The sequence below is a fragment of the Nocardia sp. CDC153 genome, from assembly GCF_035818515.1.
Lineage (GTDB): Bacteria > Actinomycetota > Actinomycetes > Mycobacteriales > Mycobacteriaceae > Nocardia.
Genome location: NZ_JAYKYU010000002.1, coordinates 528,989 through 549,437 on the forward strand (window position 1 = coordinate 528,989; position 20,449 = coordinate 549,437).

The 20,449-nt window shown below is 69.2% G+C and carries 20 protein-coding genes; 3 read left to right on the forward strand and 17 right to left on the reverse strand.

Annotation, left to right across the window (positions count from 1 at the left end):
- Positions 1–33 precede the first annotated feature (33 nt).
- The 10 genes from VMT65_RS10715 to VMT65_RS10760 form a co-directional block, all read right to left on the reverse strand.
- Entirely contained in the window at positions 34–342 is a 309-nt protein-coding gene (locus VMT65_RS10715; protein WP_326307923.1) for a transposase, read from the reverse strand.
- Positions 339–3,368: a hypothetical protein gene (locus tag VMT65_RS10720; RefSeq protein WP_326307924.1), complete on the reverse strand. Its 3,030-nt coding sequence runs from the start codon at positions 3,366–3,368 to the stop codon at positions 339–341. The genes VMT65_RS10715 and VMT65_RS10720 overlap by 4 nt, the downstream gene beginning before the upstream one ends.
- 6 nt (positions 3,369–3,374) lie before the next feature.
- On the reverse strand, positions 3,375–4,865 hold the full coding sequence (locus tag VMT65_RS10725; protein ID WP_326307925.1) for an SCO6880 family protein: 1,491 nt from the start codon (positions 4,863–4,865) through the stop codon (positions 3,375–3,377).
- A complete protein-coding gene (locus tag VMT65_RS10730) occupies positions 4,862–6,343 on the reverse strand; it encodes a hypothetical protein (protein ID WP_326307926.1) in 1,482 nt (493 codons plus the stop codon). Before VMT65_RS10730 ends, VMT65_RS10725 begins: the two co-directional genes overlap by 4 nt.
- Before the next feature lie 64 nt (positions 6,344–6,407).
- Positions 6,408–7,235 (reverse strand): hypothetical protein, encoded by an 828-nt coding sequence (locus VMT65_RS10735; protein WP_326307927.1) that lies wholly within the window; start codon positions 7,233–7,235, stop codon positions 6,408–6,410.
- An 86-nt stretch (positions 7,236–7,321) separates the two neighbouring features.
- A complete protein-coding gene (locus VMT65_RS10740; RefSeq protein ID WP_326307928.1) occupies positions 7,322–7,621 on the reverse strand; it encodes a hypothetical protein in 300 nt (99 codons plus the stop codon).
- Complete coding sequence (locus VMT65_RS10745; protein ID WP_326307929.1) at positions 7,621–7,911, reverse strand: hypothetical protein; 291 nt, start codon at positions 7,909–7,911, stop codon at positions 7,621–7,623. The genes VMT65_RS10740 and VMT65_RS10745 overlap by 1 nt, the downstream gene beginning before the upstream one ends.
- Positions 7,912–7,990: 79 nt before the next feature.
- Positions 7,991–8,662, reverse strand: a complete 672-nt coding sequence (locus VMT65_RS10750) for a hypothetical protein (RefSeq protein WP_326307930.1) — start codon at positions 8,660–8,662, stop codon at positions 7,991–7,993.
- Positions 8,659–9,531: a MinD/ParA family ATP-binding protein gene (locus VMT65_RS10755; RefSeq protein WP_326307931.1), complete on the reverse strand. Its 873-nt coding sequence runs from the start codon at positions 9,529–9,531 to the stop codon at positions 8,659–8,661. The genes VMT65_RS10750 and VMT65_RS10755 overlap by 4 nt, the downstream gene beginning before the upstream one ends.
- A gap of 17 nt (positions 9,532–9,548) precedes the next feature.
- Entirely contained in the window at positions 9,549–10,199 is a 651-nt protein-coding gene (locus VMT65_RS10760; RefSeq protein WP_326307932.1) for a hypothetical protein, read from the reverse strand.
- A gap of 266 nt (positions 10,200–10,465) precedes the next feature.
- On the opposite strand from VMT65_RS10760, the gene VMT65_RS10765 reads away from it, so the two are divergent.
- The gene (locus VMT65_RS10765) at positions 10,466–11,227 is read left to right on the forward strand and encodes a 3-hydroxyacyl-CoA dehydrogenase (RefSeq protein ID WP_326307933.1); all 762 of its coding nucleotides are present in this window, start codon (positions 10,466–10,468) and stop codon (positions 11,225–11,227) included.
- Here VMT65_RS10765 and VMT65_RS10770 read toward each other — a convergent pair.
- Complete coding sequence (locus tag VMT65_RS10770) at positions 11,224–11,994, reverse strand: ArsR/SmtB family transcription factor (RefSeq protein WP_326309142.1); 771 nt, start codon at positions 11,992–11,994, stop codon at positions 11,224–11,226. The two genes, VMT65_RS10765 and VMT65_RS10770, sit on opposite strands and share 4 nt — an antisense overlap.
- Before the next feature lie 234 nt (positions 11,995–12,228).
- Between VMT65_RS10770 and VMT65_RS10775 the strand changes: the two genes are divergently transcribed.
- Together VMT65_RS10775 and VMT65_RS10780 are read left to right on the forward strand one after the other, a co-directional pair.
- A complete protein-coding gene (locus tag VMT65_RS10775) occupies positions 12,229–13,266 on the forward strand; it encodes an alpha/beta hydrolase (protein WP_326307934.1) in 1,038 nt (345 codons plus the stop codon).
- Positions 13,267–13,291: 25 nt separating this feature from the next.
- Positions 13,292–14,098: an SDR family oxidoreductase gene (locus VMT65_RS10780; RefSeq protein WP_326307935.1), complete on the forward strand. Its 807-nt coding sequence runs from the start codon at positions 13,292–13,294 to the stop codon at positions 14,096–14,098.
- Between the two features lies 1 nt (position 14,099).
- Here VMT65_RS10780 and VMT65_RS10785 read toward each other — a convergent pair whose 3' ends face one another.
- The 6 genes from VMT65_RS10785 to VMT65_RS10810 form a co-directional block, all read right to left on the reverse strand.
- The gene (locus VMT65_RS10785; protein ID WP_326307936.1) at positions 14,100–14,507 is read right to left on the reverse strand and encodes a hypothetical protein; all 408 of its coding nucleotides are present in this window, start codon (positions 14,505–14,507) and stop codon (positions 14,100–14,102) included.
- 39 nt (positions 14,508–14,546) lie between these two features.
- Entirely contained in the window at positions 14,547–15,053 is a 507-nt protein-coding gene (locus tag VMT65_RS10790; protein ID WP_326307937.1) for a lipase family protein, read from the reverse strand.
- Complete coding sequence (locus tag VMT65_RS10795; RefSeq protein WP_326307938.1) at positions 15,025–15,777, reverse strand: lipase family protein; 753 nt, start codon at positions 15,775–15,777, stop codon at positions 15,025–15,027. Before VMT65_RS10795 ends, VMT65_RS10790 begins: the two co-directional genes overlap by 29 nt.
- A 22-nt stretch (positions 15,778–15,799) precedes the next feature.
- Positions 15,800–17,824 (reverse strand): helix-turn-helix transcriptional regulator, encoded by a 2,025-nt coding sequence (locus VMT65_RS10800; protein ID WP_326307939.1) that lies wholly within the window; start codon positions 17,822–17,824, stop codon positions 15,800–15,802.
- 272 nt (positions 17,825–18,096) lie between these two features.
- Entirely contained in the window at positions 18,097–19,065 is a 969-nt protein-coding gene (locus tag VMT65_RS10805; RefSeq protein WP_326307940.1) for a hypothetical protein, read from the reverse strand.
- Position 19,066: 1 nt separating this feature from the next.
- Entirely contained in the window at positions 19,067–20,113 is a 1,047-nt protein-coding gene (locus VMT65_RS10810) for a 3-oxoacyl-ACP synthase III family protein (RefSeq protein WP_326307941.1), read from the reverse strand.
- Positions 20,114–20,449 lie beyond the last annotated feature (336 nt).

A 20,449-nucleotide genomic window follows, 5' to 3' on the forward strand; every position in this document is an offset into this window, starting at 1 on the left:
TCCAGGCTAGTCGCCGACGCGATATCACGCGGCTCATGTGCCTCGCTTGGCTTCGTGGAGGGTCTCCACCAGCGTGCGGTTCATCTCCGCGGCGGCCGCGAGCTGTTGCTGCAGCAGGGCGACCTTGCGGCGCAAGGCGATCGCGTCCATGCGTTCCAGGCCGGGGCTCTCCGCGGCGCGCACCCAGTTGCGTACCGAATTGGTGTGCACGCCGATCTGTTCGGCGACCACCCGGCAGGCCTCCGACTCCGAGCGCAGTTTGCCCGTGAGCGCGATGACCTGTTCGACGGCGGCCTGTCTGACCTCCGGCGACACTCTCCGATACGACCGATGCGGCATCATGCGGCGCTCCCCTCGTCCGAGCCGCGGCTCGCGGTGGTCTCGGTGAATTCGCTGAAACGCTGGTTGGTGTCGTGGATTCCGCTCTCGCGCTCGGAGAGCGTGAACTCCATGTGGAACGGGATTCCGGGCCTGCGGTCCTCGCCGATCTTGAGCAGGAACTTGCCGGTGCCAGGCGCGGGCGGGCGGGTCTGGCCCGGTTTGAGCGCCTCGCCGGTGAGTGCCTGCGGCGCGGACCAACTGGTCACCATCTCCTCCTCGGCGGAGGTGAAGGGGACGGTGGAATCCAGGCGCGCGATCTCCTCGGCCGGGAGCGCGCCGAAGATCTTGGCGCGGGCGCGCTCCAGGAAGCCGAGCGCCTTGGCGATGGCGGCCTCGGAACCCAGCGCCTGCAGGTCCTTGATGGTGTGGCTGATCATGATGAGCGAGGTGGCGATGCCGCGCTGCAGACGGGTGAGTTCGTCGACGCGGTCGACCATGAAGTCGCCCAGCCCGAGCACCTGCCACAGCTCGTCCATGACGACCTGGAAGTAGCGCTGCGGGCCCATGCCCGCGTCGGCCAGCACGTGTGCGGCCTCGACGGAGGCGAAACCGTCTGCCCAGCAGGCCAACATGACGGCGGCCTTGAGTTTCTTGTCGCCGGTGGGGATGTGCGAGACGTCGATGCAGACGGCGGTGGAGTTGGTGTCGATCGGAGTCGTGGTGTGGCCGTTGAAGACCGCGCCGAACGGGCCCTGGGTGAGCGCGCGCAGCGAACGGCGCAGGCCCTTGATGGCCTCGTGGTACTCGTCCGGATTGTCCGCGCCCGCATCCAGTTGCAGCTCGTCGCCGCCCGCGACGATCACCTCCAGGAGGTCCTCGATAATGGGCGGCTGGTCCGGGGTGAAGCCGCTGCCCTCGCGGTAGAGGATGCGCAGGCCGGTGGCGATGAGGGTCTCCTCGAAGTCGCGCACCCGCGCGCCGCGCACCAGTTCCACCAGACCGGCGATGAGGGTGACCTGGCGGGCCCGCATCTCCTGCATGACCTGCGTCTGCAATTCGGGCAGCTCGCCGAGCATGGGCACGATCGAGCCCAGCACACCGGCGGCGAGCGGATTGAGTTTGCCGTAGCCGTAACCCAGGTCGATGACCTGGCCGCCGACCATTTCCACCAGCTTGCGGTAGTCGGGCTTGACGTCGGCCAGCACCAGCGGCGTGATCCCCTGTGCCACACCGCCGAGCACGATCCGACGCACCAGCGAGGATTTACCGAAACCGTTGAGGCCCAATACGAAAAGGCTGGGCGCGGTGATGAAGGACCCGCGCATGAACCAGTTCATCGGGTCGAAGCAGACCGGTGCGCCGGTGTGCAGGTGCGAGCCGAGCGGCGTCCCGATCAGCGGCGCGCCCGCGCCGACCGACCACGGCCACAGGCCCGCGACCTGCGCGGTGGTGGCGCGATACTCGACGGGCCGTCCGACCACGTTCATCCGCCCGCCGCCCGGGCCGATGTATCCGCGATCGGTGAGTTGCGCTGTGGTGCGGTCGAATTCGTCGAAGCTCCCGTACTCCATGCGCTCGGCGCGCGCCGCGAAGTTCCGCCGCCGCAGATCGTCGGTGTGCAGCCGGAAGGTGGCCCACGCCGCCTTGATCCCGCTACCCTCGCGCGCGGTCACCTCGAGCTTGGCCCGCGTGGAATCATCGAGCAGCTTCGGCCCCTGCTGCTTCTTCTTCGCCGCCGCCTTGCGCGCCGCGGCCCGCTTGGCCGCCGCCGCCCGCTCGGCCTTCTCGGCTTCCTTGTCCCGCTTGGGTTTCCGCCCGCTACCTCGGACGCGCTCCGCAGCGGCTCCCCGCTCGGGCCGGGTGCCGCGAGTGGGTTTGCCGCGCATCGCCCGCTCCCCCACTTCACCCTCCGGCCGCGCCGGGCGCGCCCGCCCCGGCGACCCGGCACGCCCACCCAAATGCACCCGATCCGGGTCCGTCGGCCGTGCTCGCCCTTCGGATCCGTTGCCACGCGGCGCTTCCCGCTCGGACTCGCTCCGTCGCGGCCGCCCGGTCTCGCCCTCCGCCCGGGGCCGTTCCCGTCGCCGTTCCGCCGGTCCGCCCCGCCGTTCCGCCGGTCCGCCCCGCCGTTCCACCGGATCCTCGGCCGCGTTCTCACGAATTCGCCTACGCTCCAAGCGATCCCCCTCGCCTCGCTCCGGCCCGCGCGCCCGATCCTGGGCACCGCGTCGACCCGCCGCGCCCCCGCGTGCACCGGGCTCGCTCAGCACCCCGGAGGCGGTGGCACGCAGCGCGTCACCCGAATCCGCCTCGTGCACCGCGAGTTCCCGACCGGTCGAAACCTCCAGTGATCCCGACATTTCGGGCGTGGGGATGGGTTGGCTCGGCTCGATCCCTCGCTCGGCACCACCGGGTTCCGTTGCGGCAGAGCTCGGTTCGAGCGGCGGCAGGGCCGGGAGCCGTCGCTTGACCGGCCTGCTCGGGGACTCGTCGACCACCGGTTCACCACGGACCGGACCGGTTGGTTCGGCCAGCCCGGCCGCTTCCCAGGTGGTCAGATCGGCCCGCTCGTCGGCCCTCCCGCGGACGGAGTCCCCCTCGCCCACACCAGGATTCGCCCGTTCAGCACCGTTGTCGTGCTCGATCCCATCGCCACCACCGACTGTTACCGCGTCGGGCCTGGGCGCATGTTCGCCCATCCGCTCGCCACCATCCGGGCGGCCGGCACCGTCGGTGTGATGCGGTCGCGGGGCCTCGGTCTGTGGCTCCAGGCGCGGCTCGGCGGGCACCTCCGGCTCGGCGAACTCGGCCGAGTAGTCGATCGGGGTGTCGCGGCGGAGCATGCGGCGGTCCGGGAGGGTGCCGCGGCGGGGGCGGTGTTCGTCGCGCATGAGCCGGGAGGGCGTGGGCGCGAACGATTCCGCCGCCGGTTCCTCGCGGCGCTCCGGATCGGGGCGGCGGTCGACGGATTCCGGGTCGCGGCGGGTGCCGCGCCGGGTGGCGGCGGCTTCGCGGTCGCGGACCGAGGGATCGAAGTCACGTGGCATGGTGGGTTACCCCGCAAGCGCTTTCGGAATGGTGGCGTGTTCGGGGAGGATCACCCCGCAGCCGAGGGATGCCGCGAACGCGGCCGCTTGGTAGCGGTAGCAGCGGCGGATCTTGAGACGAGCCTGGGTGGAGAGGTCTCGGGTGATGGCCTCGATGCGGGGCAGGTCGCCGCGCAGCGGTTCGGTGATGGTGACCAGCGCGCCGAAGCGGGTGACGCCGTGGCCGCGGGCCTGCTCCTCGCGGGCCTGCTGGGTCGCGCCCACGCGCAGGGTGGCCGCGGCCGAGACGACGCCGCGCTCGGATTGCTGTGCCACCAGGGCGTTCTTGTAGTCGTCGTCCACGATCTGCGCGGCGTCACCGGCGGAGTGCGGACGGTAGACGATGGTGATGCGCTTGCGCGGCACTTCGGGATTCGGCGCGAGCAGCCGCTGCAGCACGCGCTCGTCGACCGCGCCCTCGGGCGCGGTGTCCATCTCCCAGGTGACCGAGCGGCCGCCGTCGTGAATGAAGTGGTCCCAGCGTTCCTCGTGCGAAACCGGGCCCGCGTCGGCCCAATCCAGCCCGTGCCCACCGGGTTCGCCCGCGGCCACCTCGAGATCGGCCTGCGAGGCCGGGTCGTAGCTGCGGCGAATGAAGGAGATGATCTCCTCGGCGGCCATGGGCTGGGCGCGAACTCCCGCCTCCGCCAACGCCGCGCAGATGCCCGGCAGCCGCCGCCCGATCTCCACGGCCTCCTCGGCCGGGTTCTTGCGGCGCTCGGCGGTGGTGGCCTTGAACGTGATGGCCACCCGCGGCAGCAGCTGCACCCGCTCCTGCGGGAGCTCGGTCGCCAACTCGTACATGACCTGCTGCGCCAGATCCGGCGCGTCGGGCCGGGTGATGGTGGAAACCTCGGTGAGCAAACGGTTTCCGGTCTCGGGCACGGTGTCGATGACCGGCACCACCGCCACGATGTCGGAGGTCTGGCCCAGCGAGGCCAGGAAGGTGCCCCACGCGCCGACCCAGCGGTCGATGACCGGCTGATCGACGGCCTCGTGTCCCTGCGGCCAGGCCCGCAACACCACCGTGTACTGCGCGAACTGCGGTAGGTGGATCATGCCGAAGCTGTAGCCGCCCGCGTCGATGCCCTCGTACAACCGCGACGGGGCCATCAGCCCGGGCAGTCGGGTGACACCGCCCGGGATCCGCGAGAAACGCCCGCCCCGGTACACGTGCTCGCCCTTGGAACGACCGCGCAACCAATGGAACATCATCAATCCGTTCTCGTAGCCGGAGCGGCCGCCGGAGCGCCACACCAGGGGAACCATCACGACCGTGCCGATGCCCGCCACGACGGCGGCCGGTTTCGGCCCGGCCGCCAGCGCCGTCAGCAGGGCGGTGATGACGACCGCGAACCCGACCACGGTCTCACCCCAGCGCAGACCGAAAAGTCCTGCGCTGCGGGGCTTCTGCCACAGTCCGTACGAGCGCCGCTCGTAGGTTTCGGTCATCGTCATCGCGGAATGGTGCTCCTGCCGAGGTCGGGTGAACGGTTGACCCAGCGGTCACCGGCCACGTCGCCCGCCGTGTTCTCGGCCTTGCCGAGCGAGGCGGTCGCGGCGCGGACCTGGGCGACCCGGTTGGCCACGCGGGACGCGCCTGACGGTACTGCGCCGCCCCCGCCTTGCGCGGCAGGACTCGCGGCAGCCGCCGCACCACCGCCACCGCCGCCGCCCGGTCGGGGCACGGGTGCCGGGCGCGGAGCCCCGCCGCCACCGGGCCCACCCGGTCCCGGCCGACCCGGTCGCCCGCCGCGACCCATGCCCGCGTACCCCGGCGCACCGGTCGCCGCGCGCGGTGCCACCGCACGCGAACCGACCGCGCCCAGCGCCGCGATACCGACCAAGGTGCCGGTGGTGGCGGCCAAACCCGAACCGCCGGAACCGACTATGGCCACTTCGCCCGCGGTCGCCAGCCGCATGAGCGCGGGCAGCACGAACGCGACGCTGCCCAGCAGCACGATGGCCACCAGCATGCGCTGCGCCTCGTCCGCATCGGGCAGATTGACCGTGCCGGTGCGGGCGTCGGTCGCGCCCGCGGTGGTGAAGGCGATCATGTAGACGATCGCCGCGACCGGCTTGTAGAGCATGAAGGCGATGATCCAGCGAATCAGCTTGGTGTAGGAGCTGCGTCCGATGCTGGTCCCGGATCCGGCCGCCGCCAACGGCAGCACGCCCGCCGCCACCACGAGCATGCCCTGGCGCACAATGGCCAGCACGATCTGGGCCAGCGCGCCGAGCAGCCCGACAATGGCGATGATCAGCACCAGACCCGGCGAAAAGGCTTGCAGCTTGGTGGTTTTCACCATCAGCTCGGCCATGTCCTTGGCATTGCCATTGGTGGAGTCGTTGATGATCCACTCGGAGAACTTGTCCGAGGCCTGCGTGGCCGCCACGATCACCGCGCCCAACATCCAGGAGCTGAACACCACGCGCGCGAACATCCAGAAGGAATCGGTGGCCTCACTGACCGCGGCTCCCCGTCTCGCCTGCGCGAGTTTGAGTCCGGTCAGGATCACCGACACCATCAGCAGGAGTATCTGCGCTTGATAGGTGTAGTCGTTGATCTTCGTGAACAGCGTTCCGGCGTCGCTGACTCTGTCGTTGGGCAGCTTCATCCAGAACGTCAGGGCCAGAATCAAGGCCTCGCCCAGGCCGTTCATGAGCGAATCGACCACCTTGCCGAAGGTGGAGTCCCACGCCTTGTCGCGCACGGCGGTTGCGGCGTCGCCGGGATGGGTGGCGACATTGGCCGCCTTGCACGCCGCGGAGGCCGCATCGCCGAGCGAGATGCCGGGCACGCTGAGGCCGTCGAGGGAGTCGTGTAATTCGTTGCAGGCCGGGTCGAAACCGTACTGCTGGCCGTAGGCCACCGTCGGTGTGGCGATCATGACGGTGAAGACGACCGCGAAGATCGTGACTAGCCGCCTCAGCATGTGGTCCACCTTTCGATGGGTCGCGATGCCAGTGTTCTCGAGGTTCTCGGGGATTTCCGCGGGTTCACCATCGGGTCCACCCCGCCAGCGAATCCACGTTCTCGGTCTGGGAGCTCTTGGAGTTCGACGGCTTGAGCCGCCAGTCCCCCGCGTCCCACACCATGATCAAACGCACGGCCGCCCACCACTGTTTGTTGTCGACCACCGGCCCGCGCACGGCCAGCCGCACGATGGCCATGTCGTCGGCGTAGTTCTCGATCTGGAAGGCGTCGGGGGCCACCAGGTAGCGGGTCACCTTCTCCGGCTGCTGTTTCGGCAGCCGTTGATCGGCCAGCGCCTGGTCGTAGGCGGTGAGCTGTTCGGCGGGCACCCGCACCTCCCGCACGTACAGTTCCCGGTCGGCGGGGCGGGCATTGAGCCGGTAGGTGATCTGCGCCGCCGCCAGCGCGGCGCCCTGCGGGGTGTGCGAAAAGCCAACCGCCAGACCGTTTTCCAACCGAGCCGGACCGTCGGAGGTGGAGAAGGGCACCGACGCGCCGTAGACGCGCTGCCAGCCGTGCGGTTCGGTCAGACCCTGGGGTGCTGCGGTGAGCCAGTCGGAGTCGCTGGCCTTGCGCTGCTTGGAGGTGTCCTGCGGGAGCGGTTGTCCCGCCGAGTTGTTGGGGATGTCGACGCGGCGGCCGAACAGATCCACCTCGGGCGAGGCGAATCCGGTGACGCCGGTCTCGGTCGTTGTCACGGGGTCGGTGCCGTCGTTCTTCGCACTCGGCTTGGACGAACCGTGCCCGAAATAGACCACCAGGCCCGCGATCACGATCACCGCGACCAGGGCGGCCGAGGCGATGACGCCGAACGAGACGCGGTCGCGCTCGGGCGACTCCTTCTCGCTCATCGTTTCGCCTCCACGGTGTCGTTGTCGAGAGTGTGTGTGCCGGTGGACATCTGTGTGCCGGTGGACAATGGAGCTGCTCGTATCCCTCAGGTCGGCAGCAGGGCCAGCGCGATGCCGCTGGCCGAGGTCGCCATGATCGCGCCCAGCAGGCTCATCACCACCCCGTGCGTGGCATCGTTGGCGGCCAGGTCGTCGCGGAAGGCGTACCAGAGCCGTCCGGCGGCCAGGATCATCCAGGCCAGGCAGAACAGCAGCACGCACCACAGCAGCCAGTCGATGAGCTGCATGAGCGGGCGCAGCACATCCGCGGGCATCTGTTTGTAGGCCAGGACCGTGTCCAACCTGTAGGCAAGCACCGTGTCCAGCCCCACCGCGGCCGCGGACATTAGGTGATCACTGCGTTCATGATCGTGCCCGCGCTCGTGGCGACGATTCCTCCGATCATGGCCCCGGCCACCATCTTCGGCGACTCCAAACCGCCTCCTGTCCACTTCTCCCAGGCGAACCGGCCACCGGCGTAGGTGATGCCCAGGATTCCCGACAACAGAACGAACCAGGTGAAGTACCGCACCAGCTTCAGCAATTTGTCCGATGCGGGCGGCGCCTCCGGGGTCGGATTTCCGACCTGCGCGAGGAACTGGCCGTACGCATCGTGTACGGCGAGGAGCATGCTCATTGTCTGTCCTTCTCGAAAAGCGAACTGCTAGTGACAATCAACCGGGAAACCGTTTGCGCACAACACATTCCATTATTGATCATGATCGCTCCTCCGGATCCGAGGCATCGGAGCGGGGGGCATCGAGAGCATCCTGTACCGCGGCCACGATGCCGGAGCCGAGCTCCCGCACATCGGGCGTAATCTCCTCCAAGGGATCGGTTTTGCGCTTGCGCTGCTGCGGCAGCGGATCGCCGGGCGACCACACCGGCAGCTGATCGGACTCCACCAGGGTCCATTCCTCGTGCCACGGCAGCTGCCACACCTGACCCGCCAGCGAACCGACGACATCGCGGTAGCGGCGAATCTCGGCGGGCATCCGGCCCGGGCGCGCGGCCACGGTGATCAGCCCCAGCACCTCGCTCGGGCCCGCGAGCCCGGCGTGGTGCTGACGCAGCAGATCATGGGCGCGGGTGAGTCCGGCGATCGTCTCGCGGGCCACCAGCACCACGAACGGGGATTCCCGCTCGAACACTCCGGGCCAGCGGCGATACGAATCCGCCGCGGGCGCAAGCACATGCGAGAGCGTGGTCGCGCCCGCACCGCCGTGCACGCCGAGCAACCACACCAGCGGGGCGCGACCGCCGCCGGGTACGGGTCGGTCCCAGATGGGTGCGCGGCGGGATTCGGGCGGTGGCACCACTCCGGCCGCCATGGCGGCCCCTGGGCTGTTCTTCCGGGCGGATCGGCGTTCGGTCATGGCTGCGGTCATGATGCCACTCCAGCAAGCAGGCGGCGATACGCGCGGCGTGTCTCGGCGGCCAGGTTGCTGTGCCGCACCAGCTCTCCGCGCGCGAGGTGTGGGTCATAGGGTATCTCGACGATTTCGCGCACCCAGCCGTCCAAATGCTCCCGCAAATGATCAGCGATCCGAGAATCGCTGCCCGGCAACTGATGTGACACGACAATCGTGGTGTCGCCGACGATGCCGTCGCCCTGGCCCTCGCCCTCACCGAACTGATCGTCTAGCCACTCCAGGGTGACCCGCAACCGGTTGGCGGCGTCCACGCGCGCCGGAATCGCCAGCACCAGCGCGATATCGGCGTCCTCGAGCAGCGGACGCAGATGCCGCGAGGCGATCGGGCTGCCGCCGTCGTAGACCGGGGTGTAGCCGGTCTCGCCGAGCGCGCGGGCCACGGTGAGATAGGTGGCGCGGCGGCGCAGCGGCGCGGGATCGCGCCACAGCAGCCCGATTCCGGAGGTCGCGCGCGAGAGGCATTCCTTGAGCGGGGCGGCCTCGTCGTCGCCGCGGCCATACAGCCAGGCCTGCAGGCTGATCGGGCTCAGGTGCTCGTCGGCGCCGCGCAGCGCGAGGTCGCTGCCCGCGAAAGTGCCGTCCACGGCCACGGTTCGGTCACCCGCGGCGGCCATCTCCCCCGCGATGCCCAGTGCCGTGGTGGTGGTGCCCGCGCCGCCGCAGCCGCCCACCACCAGGATCGGGCGAATCGCGGGACCTTCGTCACCGCCGTCGCCGCGACGCTTGCGCAAGCGCACTACCGGAGCCTTGGAACGCGCGGCACGGCCCGTCGATTCGCCCACTTCGGGCTTTTCGTCGAGCCAGCGGCTCCAGTCCTGATCCATTGTCTCCGCTCTCCTCGTTATCCGGCCGGAACGCTGGCGGCGGGTCCATGGTCGCCGATGATCGCGGGGGCCGTCATTTCGTTGTACGCCGCCACGACGGCGATCGGGCCGGAACCGGGACCGGCCGCGGCTGTGCCGATGGATTGCGCAGTGCCGCCATGGGAATTCAGCACATACAGGGCAACTCCACCGGCGATGGCTAGCAAAACAATGGCAACAATTAAGAAGCCCAGCCCGAAAAGCCGTCGGGCCCGGCCGGACCCACGCTTGGCGGGCACCTCGTCGGACACCGCGTCGAGGAGCTGGGACGCGCGGTCGGTACCGGTTTCGTCAGCGTCGGAAGGAAATTCGACGACCGCGCTGCCGCGGTAGCGCGGCGGCGGCGTATGCGACTCGACCTCGCCGCGCCCGGTCATCCAATCCGACCAGGCCCCGTCGAAGTGATTGCGCCGCAGCATCGATTCCGGGACGGGCGGGATCTCGTCCTCGGGTTCGGCGTCCTGGATGTAGTGCGGGAAGCGAGCCGGGCCCCGCTCGTCGTCGAAAACCGCGTCACCGTCGGAGGGTTCGAGCACGGGGGCCTGGCTGGCCGGGTCGAGAGCCGGGTACCAGCGCGAGACTTTTTTGTACGACTTCAACATTCCCGCTACGGGCACGTCGCTCGGCATCGTCTGACCCTCTCGGCGGTCGGTCGTGGCTGACGGTGTGTTGTCGTCGGTCTCTGCGAGGCCCGTCGGAACGGTCCCGATCGGAAATTCTCTCGCATGAACAGGATTCCAACGACTCGACGCGCCGCGCGACACGCCTTTGAATCCGCGCGCGCGTGCGAGTAGCCAAGGTTCGCGACATCGCGTGAACGCCACGCCGACGGGGCGGTCTTCCCTCGGTCCCGCCCAGAATCTACATTAACAAGACCAAGAATTTTGGAGGTTTTGTGAAGACAGCTGACATCGCCGCGGTCGTGACCGGTGGCGCTTCCGGGCTGGGCCTGGCCACCGTGCGCGAACTGCACGCGGCCGGCGCGAAGGTCGTTATCCTCGATCTTCCCTCGTCCGACGGCAAGGCCATCGCCGAGGAACTCGGTGAGCGCGTGGTGTTCTCGCCCGGCGACGTGACCAGCGAGGCGGATGTGAGCGCCGCGCTGGACGCCGCCCAGGCGCTCGGGACGCTGCGAATCGCGGTGAACTGCGCGGGAATCGGCAATGCCATCAAGACGGTCGGCAAGCAGGGCGCGTTCCCGCTGGACGCCTTCACCAAGATCATCAACGTTAACCTGATCGGAACGTTCAATGTGATCCGCCTGGCCGCCGAGCGCATCTCGGCGGTCGAGGAGGCCGACGGCGAGCGCGGCGTCATCGTGAACACCGCCTCGGTCGCCGCCTACGACGGCCAGATCGGCCAGGCCGCCTACTCCGCCTCCAAGGGCGGCATCGTCGGCCTGACCCTTCCGGTCGCCCGCGATCTGGCGTCGTACAAGATTCGCGTGATGACCATCGCGCCGGGCCTGTTCCACACCCCGCTGTTCGCGACCCTGCCGCAGCAGGCCATCGACGCGTTGGGCGCGCAGGTCCCGCACCCCTCACGCCTGGGCGACCCGGCCGAGTACGCCGCGCTGGTCCGCCACATCGTGGAGAACCCGATGCTCAACGGTGAAGTCATCCGGCTGGACGGCGCGATCCGCATGGCACCGCGCTAGGCCCGTTCCATCTCCCACGGCTGTTGCGGCAGGGCCTTGCCGGTTTCCAGCAGGGACTTGAGGTTGGCCAGCACGGCTGGCCAACCGCTCGAAATGCCTTGCAGCATTTCCTCATTGGGCAGGTTCTCGTGGGTGACGGTGAGCCGCACGATGTCCTGGTGCGGCTCGACCAGGAAGGTCACCACCGACGGCGAACGATCCTCCTCGGGTGAATCCTCGAAGGTCAGCACCAGCTTGGTGGGCGGATCGGATTCGAGGATCTTGCCGACCACATCGACCTTGCCGGAGCCGTCGGCCCGGCGGTGCTCCCAGGGCGAGCCGACCTGCCAGTCCGAGATGTTCTCGTGGCCCCAGTACTGCGCGGTGAGATCGGCGTCGGTGAGCGCCTTCCACACCTGCTCGGCGGTGGCGTGGATATAGGTGACGTACACGTAGTTCGGGATGGTGGCGGTCATGGCGGCGTACTCCTCTGCTCGGTCTTTGATGGCACGCAGGACATCCAGCCGGGGGCGATCGAAGACGGAGATCCAGCGCTGTTCGATGTCGTGAATCGGTGTCGGATTGATGTAGTGCACCCGCTCGCGACCGCGCCGCAGCACGGTCACCAGCCCGGCCTTTTCGAGAATGTCGAGGTGCTGGGTCACGGACTGGCGGGCCATGTCGACGCGTTCACACAGCTCGCGCAGGGTCTGACCGTTCTGCTCCCGCAGCCTGTCGAGCAGTAGGCGGCGGGTGCCGTCGGCCAGGGCCTTGAAAACCGCGTCCATATCGGGTTCGGGTGGCACGTGCAAAATTATGCAGGCATTTACCTGCATAAGTCAACGGCGCGACCCGGAACCCATCGGACGAACCATTGACATTTCTCGCCACCACGGCGGGATTGCGTTCTCGGACATGACAATCCGTGCGACCCACGTCAAGATGATCAACGGCCCCCGGCCAGAATGGACACCGTTGTCTCACCAGCGCCCCGGCGGTTCGCGGCGCGGACAGGAGCGCCCGTGGCGATACAGCCGCAGACTTCGGACCCGGCGTCGACCGTGATCGTGGAGACGATCCGTCCCGCACGCCTCGGCACCCGGCTCGTGCACCCCGTCCTGCGCACCACCCTGCAGCAGTTCCTCCGCGCCGGGGCCTGGGTCGCCGATCGGGGCCCGCGGCCCGCCAAACTGATCTTCACCGCGACGCGCCTGTCCGAGCAGCCCGCGCGAATCCTGGGTTCCCCGCGCGGCATTCGCCGCGAACCCGTCGTCTTCGAGCGCTTCGACGCCGAATGGCTGTGGGGCGCACCGGTTCCCGATCCGCGCGTGGATCGCGAGGCCGCGCTGCTGTACTTCCACGGCGGCGCGTTCATCGCGGGCGGCCTCAATTCCTATCGCCGCCACACCGCGCGCCTGGCCACGCTGAGCGAGCTGCCGGTGCTCACCGTGGACTACCGGCAGCTGCCCGACGCCCATCCGAACGACAGCCTCGACGACGCGCTCACCGCGTACCGGCATCTGCTGGCCGAGGGCTTTCCGCCCGAGCAGATCATCGTCGCCGGTGATTCCGCGGGCGGCGGTCTGGCGCTGCGGCTGGCTCTGACGCTGCGCGAGCTGGGTCTGCCGCTGCCGGTGGCCCTTTCGGTCACCTCACCGTGGGCGGATTTCGATTCGACCGCCCGGCTGGCGCATCCGAACGCCCGCTACGACGCGGTGCTGCCCGCGGTCGGCCCCGATATGGTGGTGCGCCGCGGCATCGCCATCGACGGCGTCCTGGATCCGTCCTGGTCGGTGGTGAATCACGACTTCACCGGTCTGCCACCGATTCTGCTGCAGGTCGGCTCGCGCGAGATGCTGCTCGCCGACGCCCTGGCGGTGGCCCGGCGCGCCGAGTCCGCGGGTGTGCCGCTGCGCCTGCAGATTCGGCCGAGTGCCCCGCACACTCTCATCCACTTGGGCGCGGACCTGCTGGCCGACGGCCGGGACGCGGCCCGCGACGCGGCCGACTTCCACCGTGCGATGATCGAATCCGGGCGCGCGGACCGCACTGCTGCCTGATCGTCCCCCGATCCGAGAGGCTCCGATGTCCCAGCCCGCCACCACTTCCCAACCGGCCGTCTTCGTCACCGGTGCCGCCGCCGGCATCGGCCGGGCCATCGCCACCCGCTTCGCCCGGGCAGGCTGGACGGTCGGCCTCTACGACATCGACGCCGACGCCGTCCGCACCACCGCGCGCGAGATCGGCGGCACCACCGTGACCGGCGCCTTCGACGTCACCGATCCCGCCGGGTGGGACCGCGCGCTGAAGGAATTCGCCGACGCCGCAGGCCGTCTCGACCTGCTGGTCAACAATGCGGGCATCCTGTACTCGGGCCCGTTCGCCGAGATCCCCCTCGACCGGCAGCATCGCCTGGTCGACGTCAATATCAAGGGCGTCCTCAACGGCTGCCACGCCGCCCTCCCCTATCTGCGCGAAACCCCGGGCAGCCGTGTCATCAATCTGGCGTCGGCGTCGGCACTGTACGGCCAGCCCGGTCTGGCCACCTACGGCGCGACCAAGGCGGCCGTGCGCAGTCTGACCGAGGCCCTGGACCTGGAGTGGCGGCACTACGGCATCGCGGTCAGCGACCTGCTCCCATTGTTCGTGGCGACCGACATGATGACCGAGGTGAATCGCGGTGCGAAGTCGGCGACGACCCTGGGCGTCCACCTCACCCCCGACGATGTGGCGGAAGCCGTGTGGCACACCGCGACCACGCGGCGCGCCTGGAACGGCCCGCACGTCCTGGTCGGCCTGCAAACCAAACTGACCGGCCTGGCCACGCGCCTGTCCCCGCCCTGGCTGACCCGCGCCTTCGTCGGCTGGATCAGCAACGCCGATTCGCTCTGAGTCACAGGGCGGATAGATCCCCCACGATGAAGATCGCCAGGCCGATCGTCATGGTCAGCGCCCCGGCCAGACCGAGCGGTGCCGTACGGGCCTTGTCCGCGAATTCGTCTCCGACACCGCTGAGCCAGTTGATGGTGTCCTTGGCCGCGATCAGAATGCCGGAGACCACGACCAGCCACGCGGCGGTCACGTTCCACCCGCTGGACAGGCTGGACAGCCGGGCCGCGAAGACCAGACCGAACAGAATGACGCCCTGCAGCACCGCGCCCACGTGGGTGACGGTGAGATACCGAGGCGTGGGCGGATTTCCGGCGCGCATGCGCAGCGCGATCATCGGATAGCCGAGGAGGGCCCCGTAGGTCAGGGTCAGCAGGCCGCCGACGATGAGGATCTTGTCGGCTTCCGTCATGGCCAACCCCTTCCAGAGGCCTCCACGATAGGAGCGTGATCACCGTATTTCTCGGAATTCCGGGGAATCGATGCGCGAGCGCGACCCGGCCGGCGAGGGTGCGGCCGACCCGCCCACCGGACTGCCCGTCACCGCCCGCGCGAGGACCGCGACCAGGCCCAGATAGCCACGCAGGGCGGCCACCGAAAGCGCCAGCGACGGTACGGTTTCGGTGGTTCCGGCCGGTAGCGGGCGTCCCGCGAACCGGTCGGCCAGCCAGTTCTCACACAGCGGCGCGGCCACCAAGGCCAAACTGACGTGCCCGCCGAGCACATCGCGTACATAACGGACAGACGTGCCGGTGGCCCGGTAGCGGTCGATCAGGTGATCGACATTCCCGCACGGAATGATCAAGGCGTGCACACCCTGCACCACCAGGACCGGGAATCGCGGCGGGCGCGCACCGGGCTCGATATCGGCGAGCACGGCCCGCACCTGCGGCAAGGTCCGCAAGGTCGCCAGGGCCAGACCCTCGTGGTCATCGACGCCGGATCGGGCGCTGCGCAACAGCAATGGGATGGTGGCGCTGGGTGGCCAGCCCGCCGAAGGTCGAGCCATTGAGCCGGAAGAAGGTGGATTCCAGCGAGCCGACCGGCGAACCCAGCACCGCGGCAAGGATATTCAGCTCCGGTGCGTAGCCGGCCGCGAGCTCGGCCGCCCACGTGGCGGCCAGCCCGCCACCGGAGTAGTCCCACAGCGCGACCGGCGAGTCCACCGGCCGGTTCAGGAAACTCAGCGTGGCGCGCAAACCGTCCAGGGTGCGGTGGCCGGGTTCGCGCGGCGCACCGAACCGACCGGCCGTCCCGGTGTGATCGGGCACCGACACCGCCCAGCCCCGCGTCAGCGCGTGCTCGATGAGCAGCAATTCGAACTGCGGCACCGATCCCAGCGCCCGCGCCCCGCGGCGAAAGGCGTAGGACGGCAGGCATTTCGAGGCGACGGCGTCGATGGCGCACTGAAACGAGACGATCGGGCGCTCGAGATCGCCGGGATCCGCGCCGTGCGGCAACAGCACCGTGGTCACCGCCGCCTCGGGCCGCCCGCGCAGGTCGGTACTGCGAAACAGCAACTGAGTGGCCGTGACTCGCTGCGGTATGCGCCCGAACAGCGCCACCCGCACGGGCCGCGACCGCAGGATCGTGCCGGGCGCGACCCGGCCCAGCCCTCGCGGCCGCCGGTAGAACGGATCCTGTTCGGGCAGTGGAAGTTCCCCGGACCGAGACGCGACCATGCCAATCCCTTTCGACGAACGGTCATCCGACAGCGGTGCGCGCGCTCACCTCCGGGTGCGAACTCTTCGCCTGGGTGTAGGCGGCCAACGCGAACCGCAACTCCCCCCGGCGCGCCACCGCGAGCTTGCGATACACCCGGGTCAAATGCTGTTCCACGGTGCTGGTGGTAATGCACAGCTCCTCGGCGATATCGCGATTGCGGTTGCCGAGCGCGGCCAGCTCGGCCACCCGCCGCTCGGCGGGACTCAAGGCCTCACCACCCCCGGCACCCGGAACCTCCCGCGGCGTGCCGTCCGCACCGGCGTCGGCCCGCAAACGTGCCAGCAGCGGCTCACACCCGCAGGATTCGGCCAGCCGCGCCGCCTCCCGCAGGGGCGGCCGGGCTCGATCCGCCTCGCCGAGCCCACGATAGGCATCGCCGAGATCGGCCAGCACCCTGGCCAATTCGAGCTCGTCGCCCCCGGCCCGGGCCAGCGCCGCGGCGCGACGCAGCAGTGTCACCCGGCGCAGCGGATCACTGGTCGCCGCCAGCACCCGCAGCGACACACCGCCGCTGTGATGCCGTTCGGCCCCGCCGATCGCGTCCAGGTGCCGCATCGCGAAGTTCTGCGCCTGCCACTGCTGTCCCGTCGCCAGACTGGCCACGGCCAGATCATTGCGCCACGGTGCGAAACCCGCGAAGTCCATGCCCCATTCGTCCATGAGCCGCCCGCAGCGACGGAAGTGCCGCAGCGCCTCCTCGGGTCGCCCGGTGGCCACACAGTGCTCGCCGTGGGCGCGCAGATAGCCCAGCGCGAAACGGGATTCGAACATCGCCCGCGGCACCGGCCGCTCCAGCTGCGCGGCGGCCTCGGCGTGTCTGCCCTGCGCGGTGAGCGCCCGCACCAACACCGCGACCGGCCTGCCCACCCACACGCCGAGCTGTTCGGCGGGCAGCAGATTGAGCGCGATCAGGGCGTGCCCGGCCGCCTCCACCAGATTGCCCTTGCGCAGCAGGGTTTCCGCGCGCGCCGACGCGAACAGCGCCTGCCAGGTCGGGGCGCGGCGCGCGGTCGCCTCGGCCAGCAGCGACGCGCACCAGGCGTCGGCGGCGTCCAACCGGTCGGTGTAGAGCAGACAGTCCACGGCCGCCACCAGCACCTCGACCGTGGCGGGCGTGAGCCGATGCTGGGCCAGAATGCGCTGTGCCGCGGCGGCGATCTCCGCGCCGGGCCGCTCCTGGCGCAGCGCGGTCAGCAGGACCGCGGCCTGACGATGCGGCGAATCCCGTTCCGGCGGTGTGGAATCGCGTCCGAACCGGTCGAGTGCCAGCCAGGTGTTGCGCTGGGCCTGCACCGGATGCGTGTACCGCAGCCAGGCCCCGAGGAAGGCGAGCCGATCCGCGAGCGCGCCCGCCCCGTCCGCGTCCCGCCGTAGTCGGACCAGCGCGTGATCGGCGTGCAGCACGTACCCGTGCCACAGCATGTGCAGCACGGTCATGGGCAGATCCGCGTACGGCACCCGCCCGGTCCGCAGCGCCGCCTTGAGCCGCCCGAAATTGCGGGTGCGACTCGACGGATTGATCCGCCATTCGACCGCGACCAGCCGGGTCGCGATGGCCGCCCGCTCGTCGGCACGGCGACTGGCCCGATACGCCAGCTCCAAATGCGTTCCGGCGCTGTCGAGTTCATCGGCCTCGTAGGCATTGTCGGCCACCTCGACGAGCACCTGCGCCGCCCACGACCCGCGCGCGTCGCCCGCCTCGACCAGGTGGCGCGCCACCGCGTTGGCCGGAAAACCCGCGCGGCACAACAGCTCCGCCGCACCGACGTGCAGCAGCCGCCGTTCGTGATCGGGCAGTTCGCGCAGCACCGCCGCGGCCATGTCCGGATGCGGACGGCACTGCCCCACGATCAGGCCCGCGCTCGCCAATTCCGCCACCAGCGTGCGGATCTCGTCGAGATCCGCGTCGAGCAGCGCCGCCACCCGCCCGACCTCGGCGGCCTCCCCCAGCACCGCGACGGCCCGCGCGACTCGCAGCCGCTCGGCCTCCGCCGAACATCGCATTCCCCCACCGGCCCCCACCGGCATGTCTTCTCGGCCCCGAGCGACCGACCGCGCCATCTGACGTCCCTTCACCGATCGGATGCGCCCGACTGACAGACATGGCACGGCGAACTTCGGTGTGCTGGAGCGGCATCATTGCAGCGAGGGCGCGTCTCGCGCCCAGGATCAGCCGGGGCACAACGGTTTCCGGTGGTCACCGGCGGGCCGACAGTGCCCGCCGGTGCGAGTTCACCGGATGAATTCAACTGTCAAATAGTGTATTTCACATCCGCCTAGGACGCCGGCTCAGCGGCGACCAGGGCCCGTGGCCGGTAGACCAGGGCCGCCGCCGAGTTCTCGTCCGCCGCCAGGAACACCACCGAGCGGGCCTCGTCGAGCATGCCCTGGGTGGCGGCGCTCAGATAGGCGTGCACCGGGCTCGCCGAGTACGGGTCGCCCACGAACGGATCGATGCCCGCGACCGCCGCGGACGGAATACCCAGCTGATAGGCCACCCGCTCCCGGAAACCGGGAATCGGCGCGGGCGCCAACAGGACCGCGCGGCCCGTGGCGAAATCGCTGCTCTGCAGCCCTTCACCGACGAGCAACTCGCGCAACGCCTCCTGTGCCAGGGCGAGCGGATCACCGACATTGGCGTTCACGGTGAGCGCATTGCGCCCGTCGGTGCCCGCGGCCTCCAGATTCGCCCACGCGGTCGGTGCGATCGCCCCCGCGGCCTCGCTGGTGTAGATACGCCCGAATCCGCCCGCGCTCTGCGAGGAATGCAGCAGAATCGCCCCGCCGCTGGCGGTGTACGGGAAATCCGCGCGCCCGCGCTCGGTGGACGGATGGGTGTCACCGGCGACGATCAGCGCGTACTCCACATCCCCGAGCCCGGTGAAGCACTGCGCGGTCATGAGCGCGTGAATCACACCGGTGCCGCCGTTGAGCAGATCGAACGAGAAAGCGGGCACCCGCCCGGTCTCGTACTCCAGCCCCACTTCCAGGCGCTTCTGAATCAACGCGGCCACCGCGGGTTCGGCGATATTGCTGTCGCGGAACACGCCCGCGTTGACGACCAGCCCGACCCGGTCGGGCGAGATCTCCGCCGCCTCGAGCGCCTGCCGCCCGGCCCGCGCCGCCAACTCGAAATAGCTGCCCGTGTCGGCGTCGGTGCAGACCGCCGCGGAAACGATTGCCGTGCGCCCACCCGTCGCCCCGCCACCGCCCCTGACCGAATCGCTACGCGATGCTGTATTCATTTCAGGCCTCCAGCCGGGAGATGGTCGCGGCGAGATGCCCGGACACCACTCCGGACGCCTCGGGGATCAGCAGCACCTTGGACCCGCGCGGAATCTTCTGCTGCGCCAGGTGTTCCCGCAGCACCAGGAAGTGCGAGGTGGAGGCGGTATTGCCGAACTCGTCGTAGACATTGAGCGCCTGCGGCATCGGGGTGTCGAAGTGCCGTTCGGTGAGCGAGCTGATGTACTCGATGGCCGGGCCGCTGAACTGGTGGTGGATCCAGTAGTCGTACTTCTCGCTCTCCCAGGCCCGACCGGTCTCCTTCAGGAAGTCGGCCATGCGCGAAATACCCTGCAGGAAGCGCGATTCGCTGGCCAGCGCGCGATTGTCGGTGTACATCGCGATGCCGGTGGTCTTGTCGCTGGGCTGCCCGATGCAGTGCTCCGCGCCCGCCGAGGTGGTCATGAGCTCGATGTAGTGGATCTCGTCGTCGTCATTGCCCCGGTCGTCGATCACCACCGCCACCGCCGCGTCGCCCACGGTCAGCGCCGCGAACTGCGGATCGTAGGGCTTGGAGATCTCCCGGGTGGCGGTCTCGGCGATCGGCGTGATCTGCTCACCGCTGACCACCAGACCATTGCGCACCACACCGGACTTGATCATGCGGTCGAGCACAAGGCAGCCGGTGATCATGCCCGCGCAGGCATTGGACAGATCGAAGTGCAGCGCGTTGGTCGCGCCGATCACGTTGCCCAGCTGCGCGGCGAAGGACGGCGCGTAGCAGAACTGGCCGGGCCCGGTGAAGCGCGTGATCGAGACCGAGATGATCACGTCCAGATCGGACGCGTAGTAGCCGGAGCGCTCCAGGCAGTCCTCGATCGCCTTGCGCGCCAGCACGAACGACGATTCGTAATTCTCCGGATCGGCATTGTGCACGCGCCGATTCTTGATTCCGGTAATTCGCTCCAGGTCCAATGCCCTGGGCACGGAAAGGGCGTTGATCACGTCTTCCGTGGAGCGGATGGTACTGGGTGTGTACGCACCGATCGATTCGAAACGTGTACGCATGTGGCCCCCTTACTCTGCCAGATACAGCGATATCCCATTAGCCCCGATGCCGCTTGAAACGCTACCGTACGCACGAGTAGCGAGCGTTCCCGCGAGCGACGCGAATCATCTTGTCCGCAGCCATATCTCGCGCCGAATCCGCTGGAAGAGACCGGCGAACACCAACGTTCACGATCATCGGGGGCACCCACCCCTAGGGGTGGAATAGGGGTATCGCGAGAACTCGTGTCGGTACTCCGGGACACACTAAAACCGTTGTATATCAAACGAATACGGATCGCCACCGGTGGCGGTTCACGGATGCCCCGTGTAGCCTCGCCAATACATTCCTCGCAT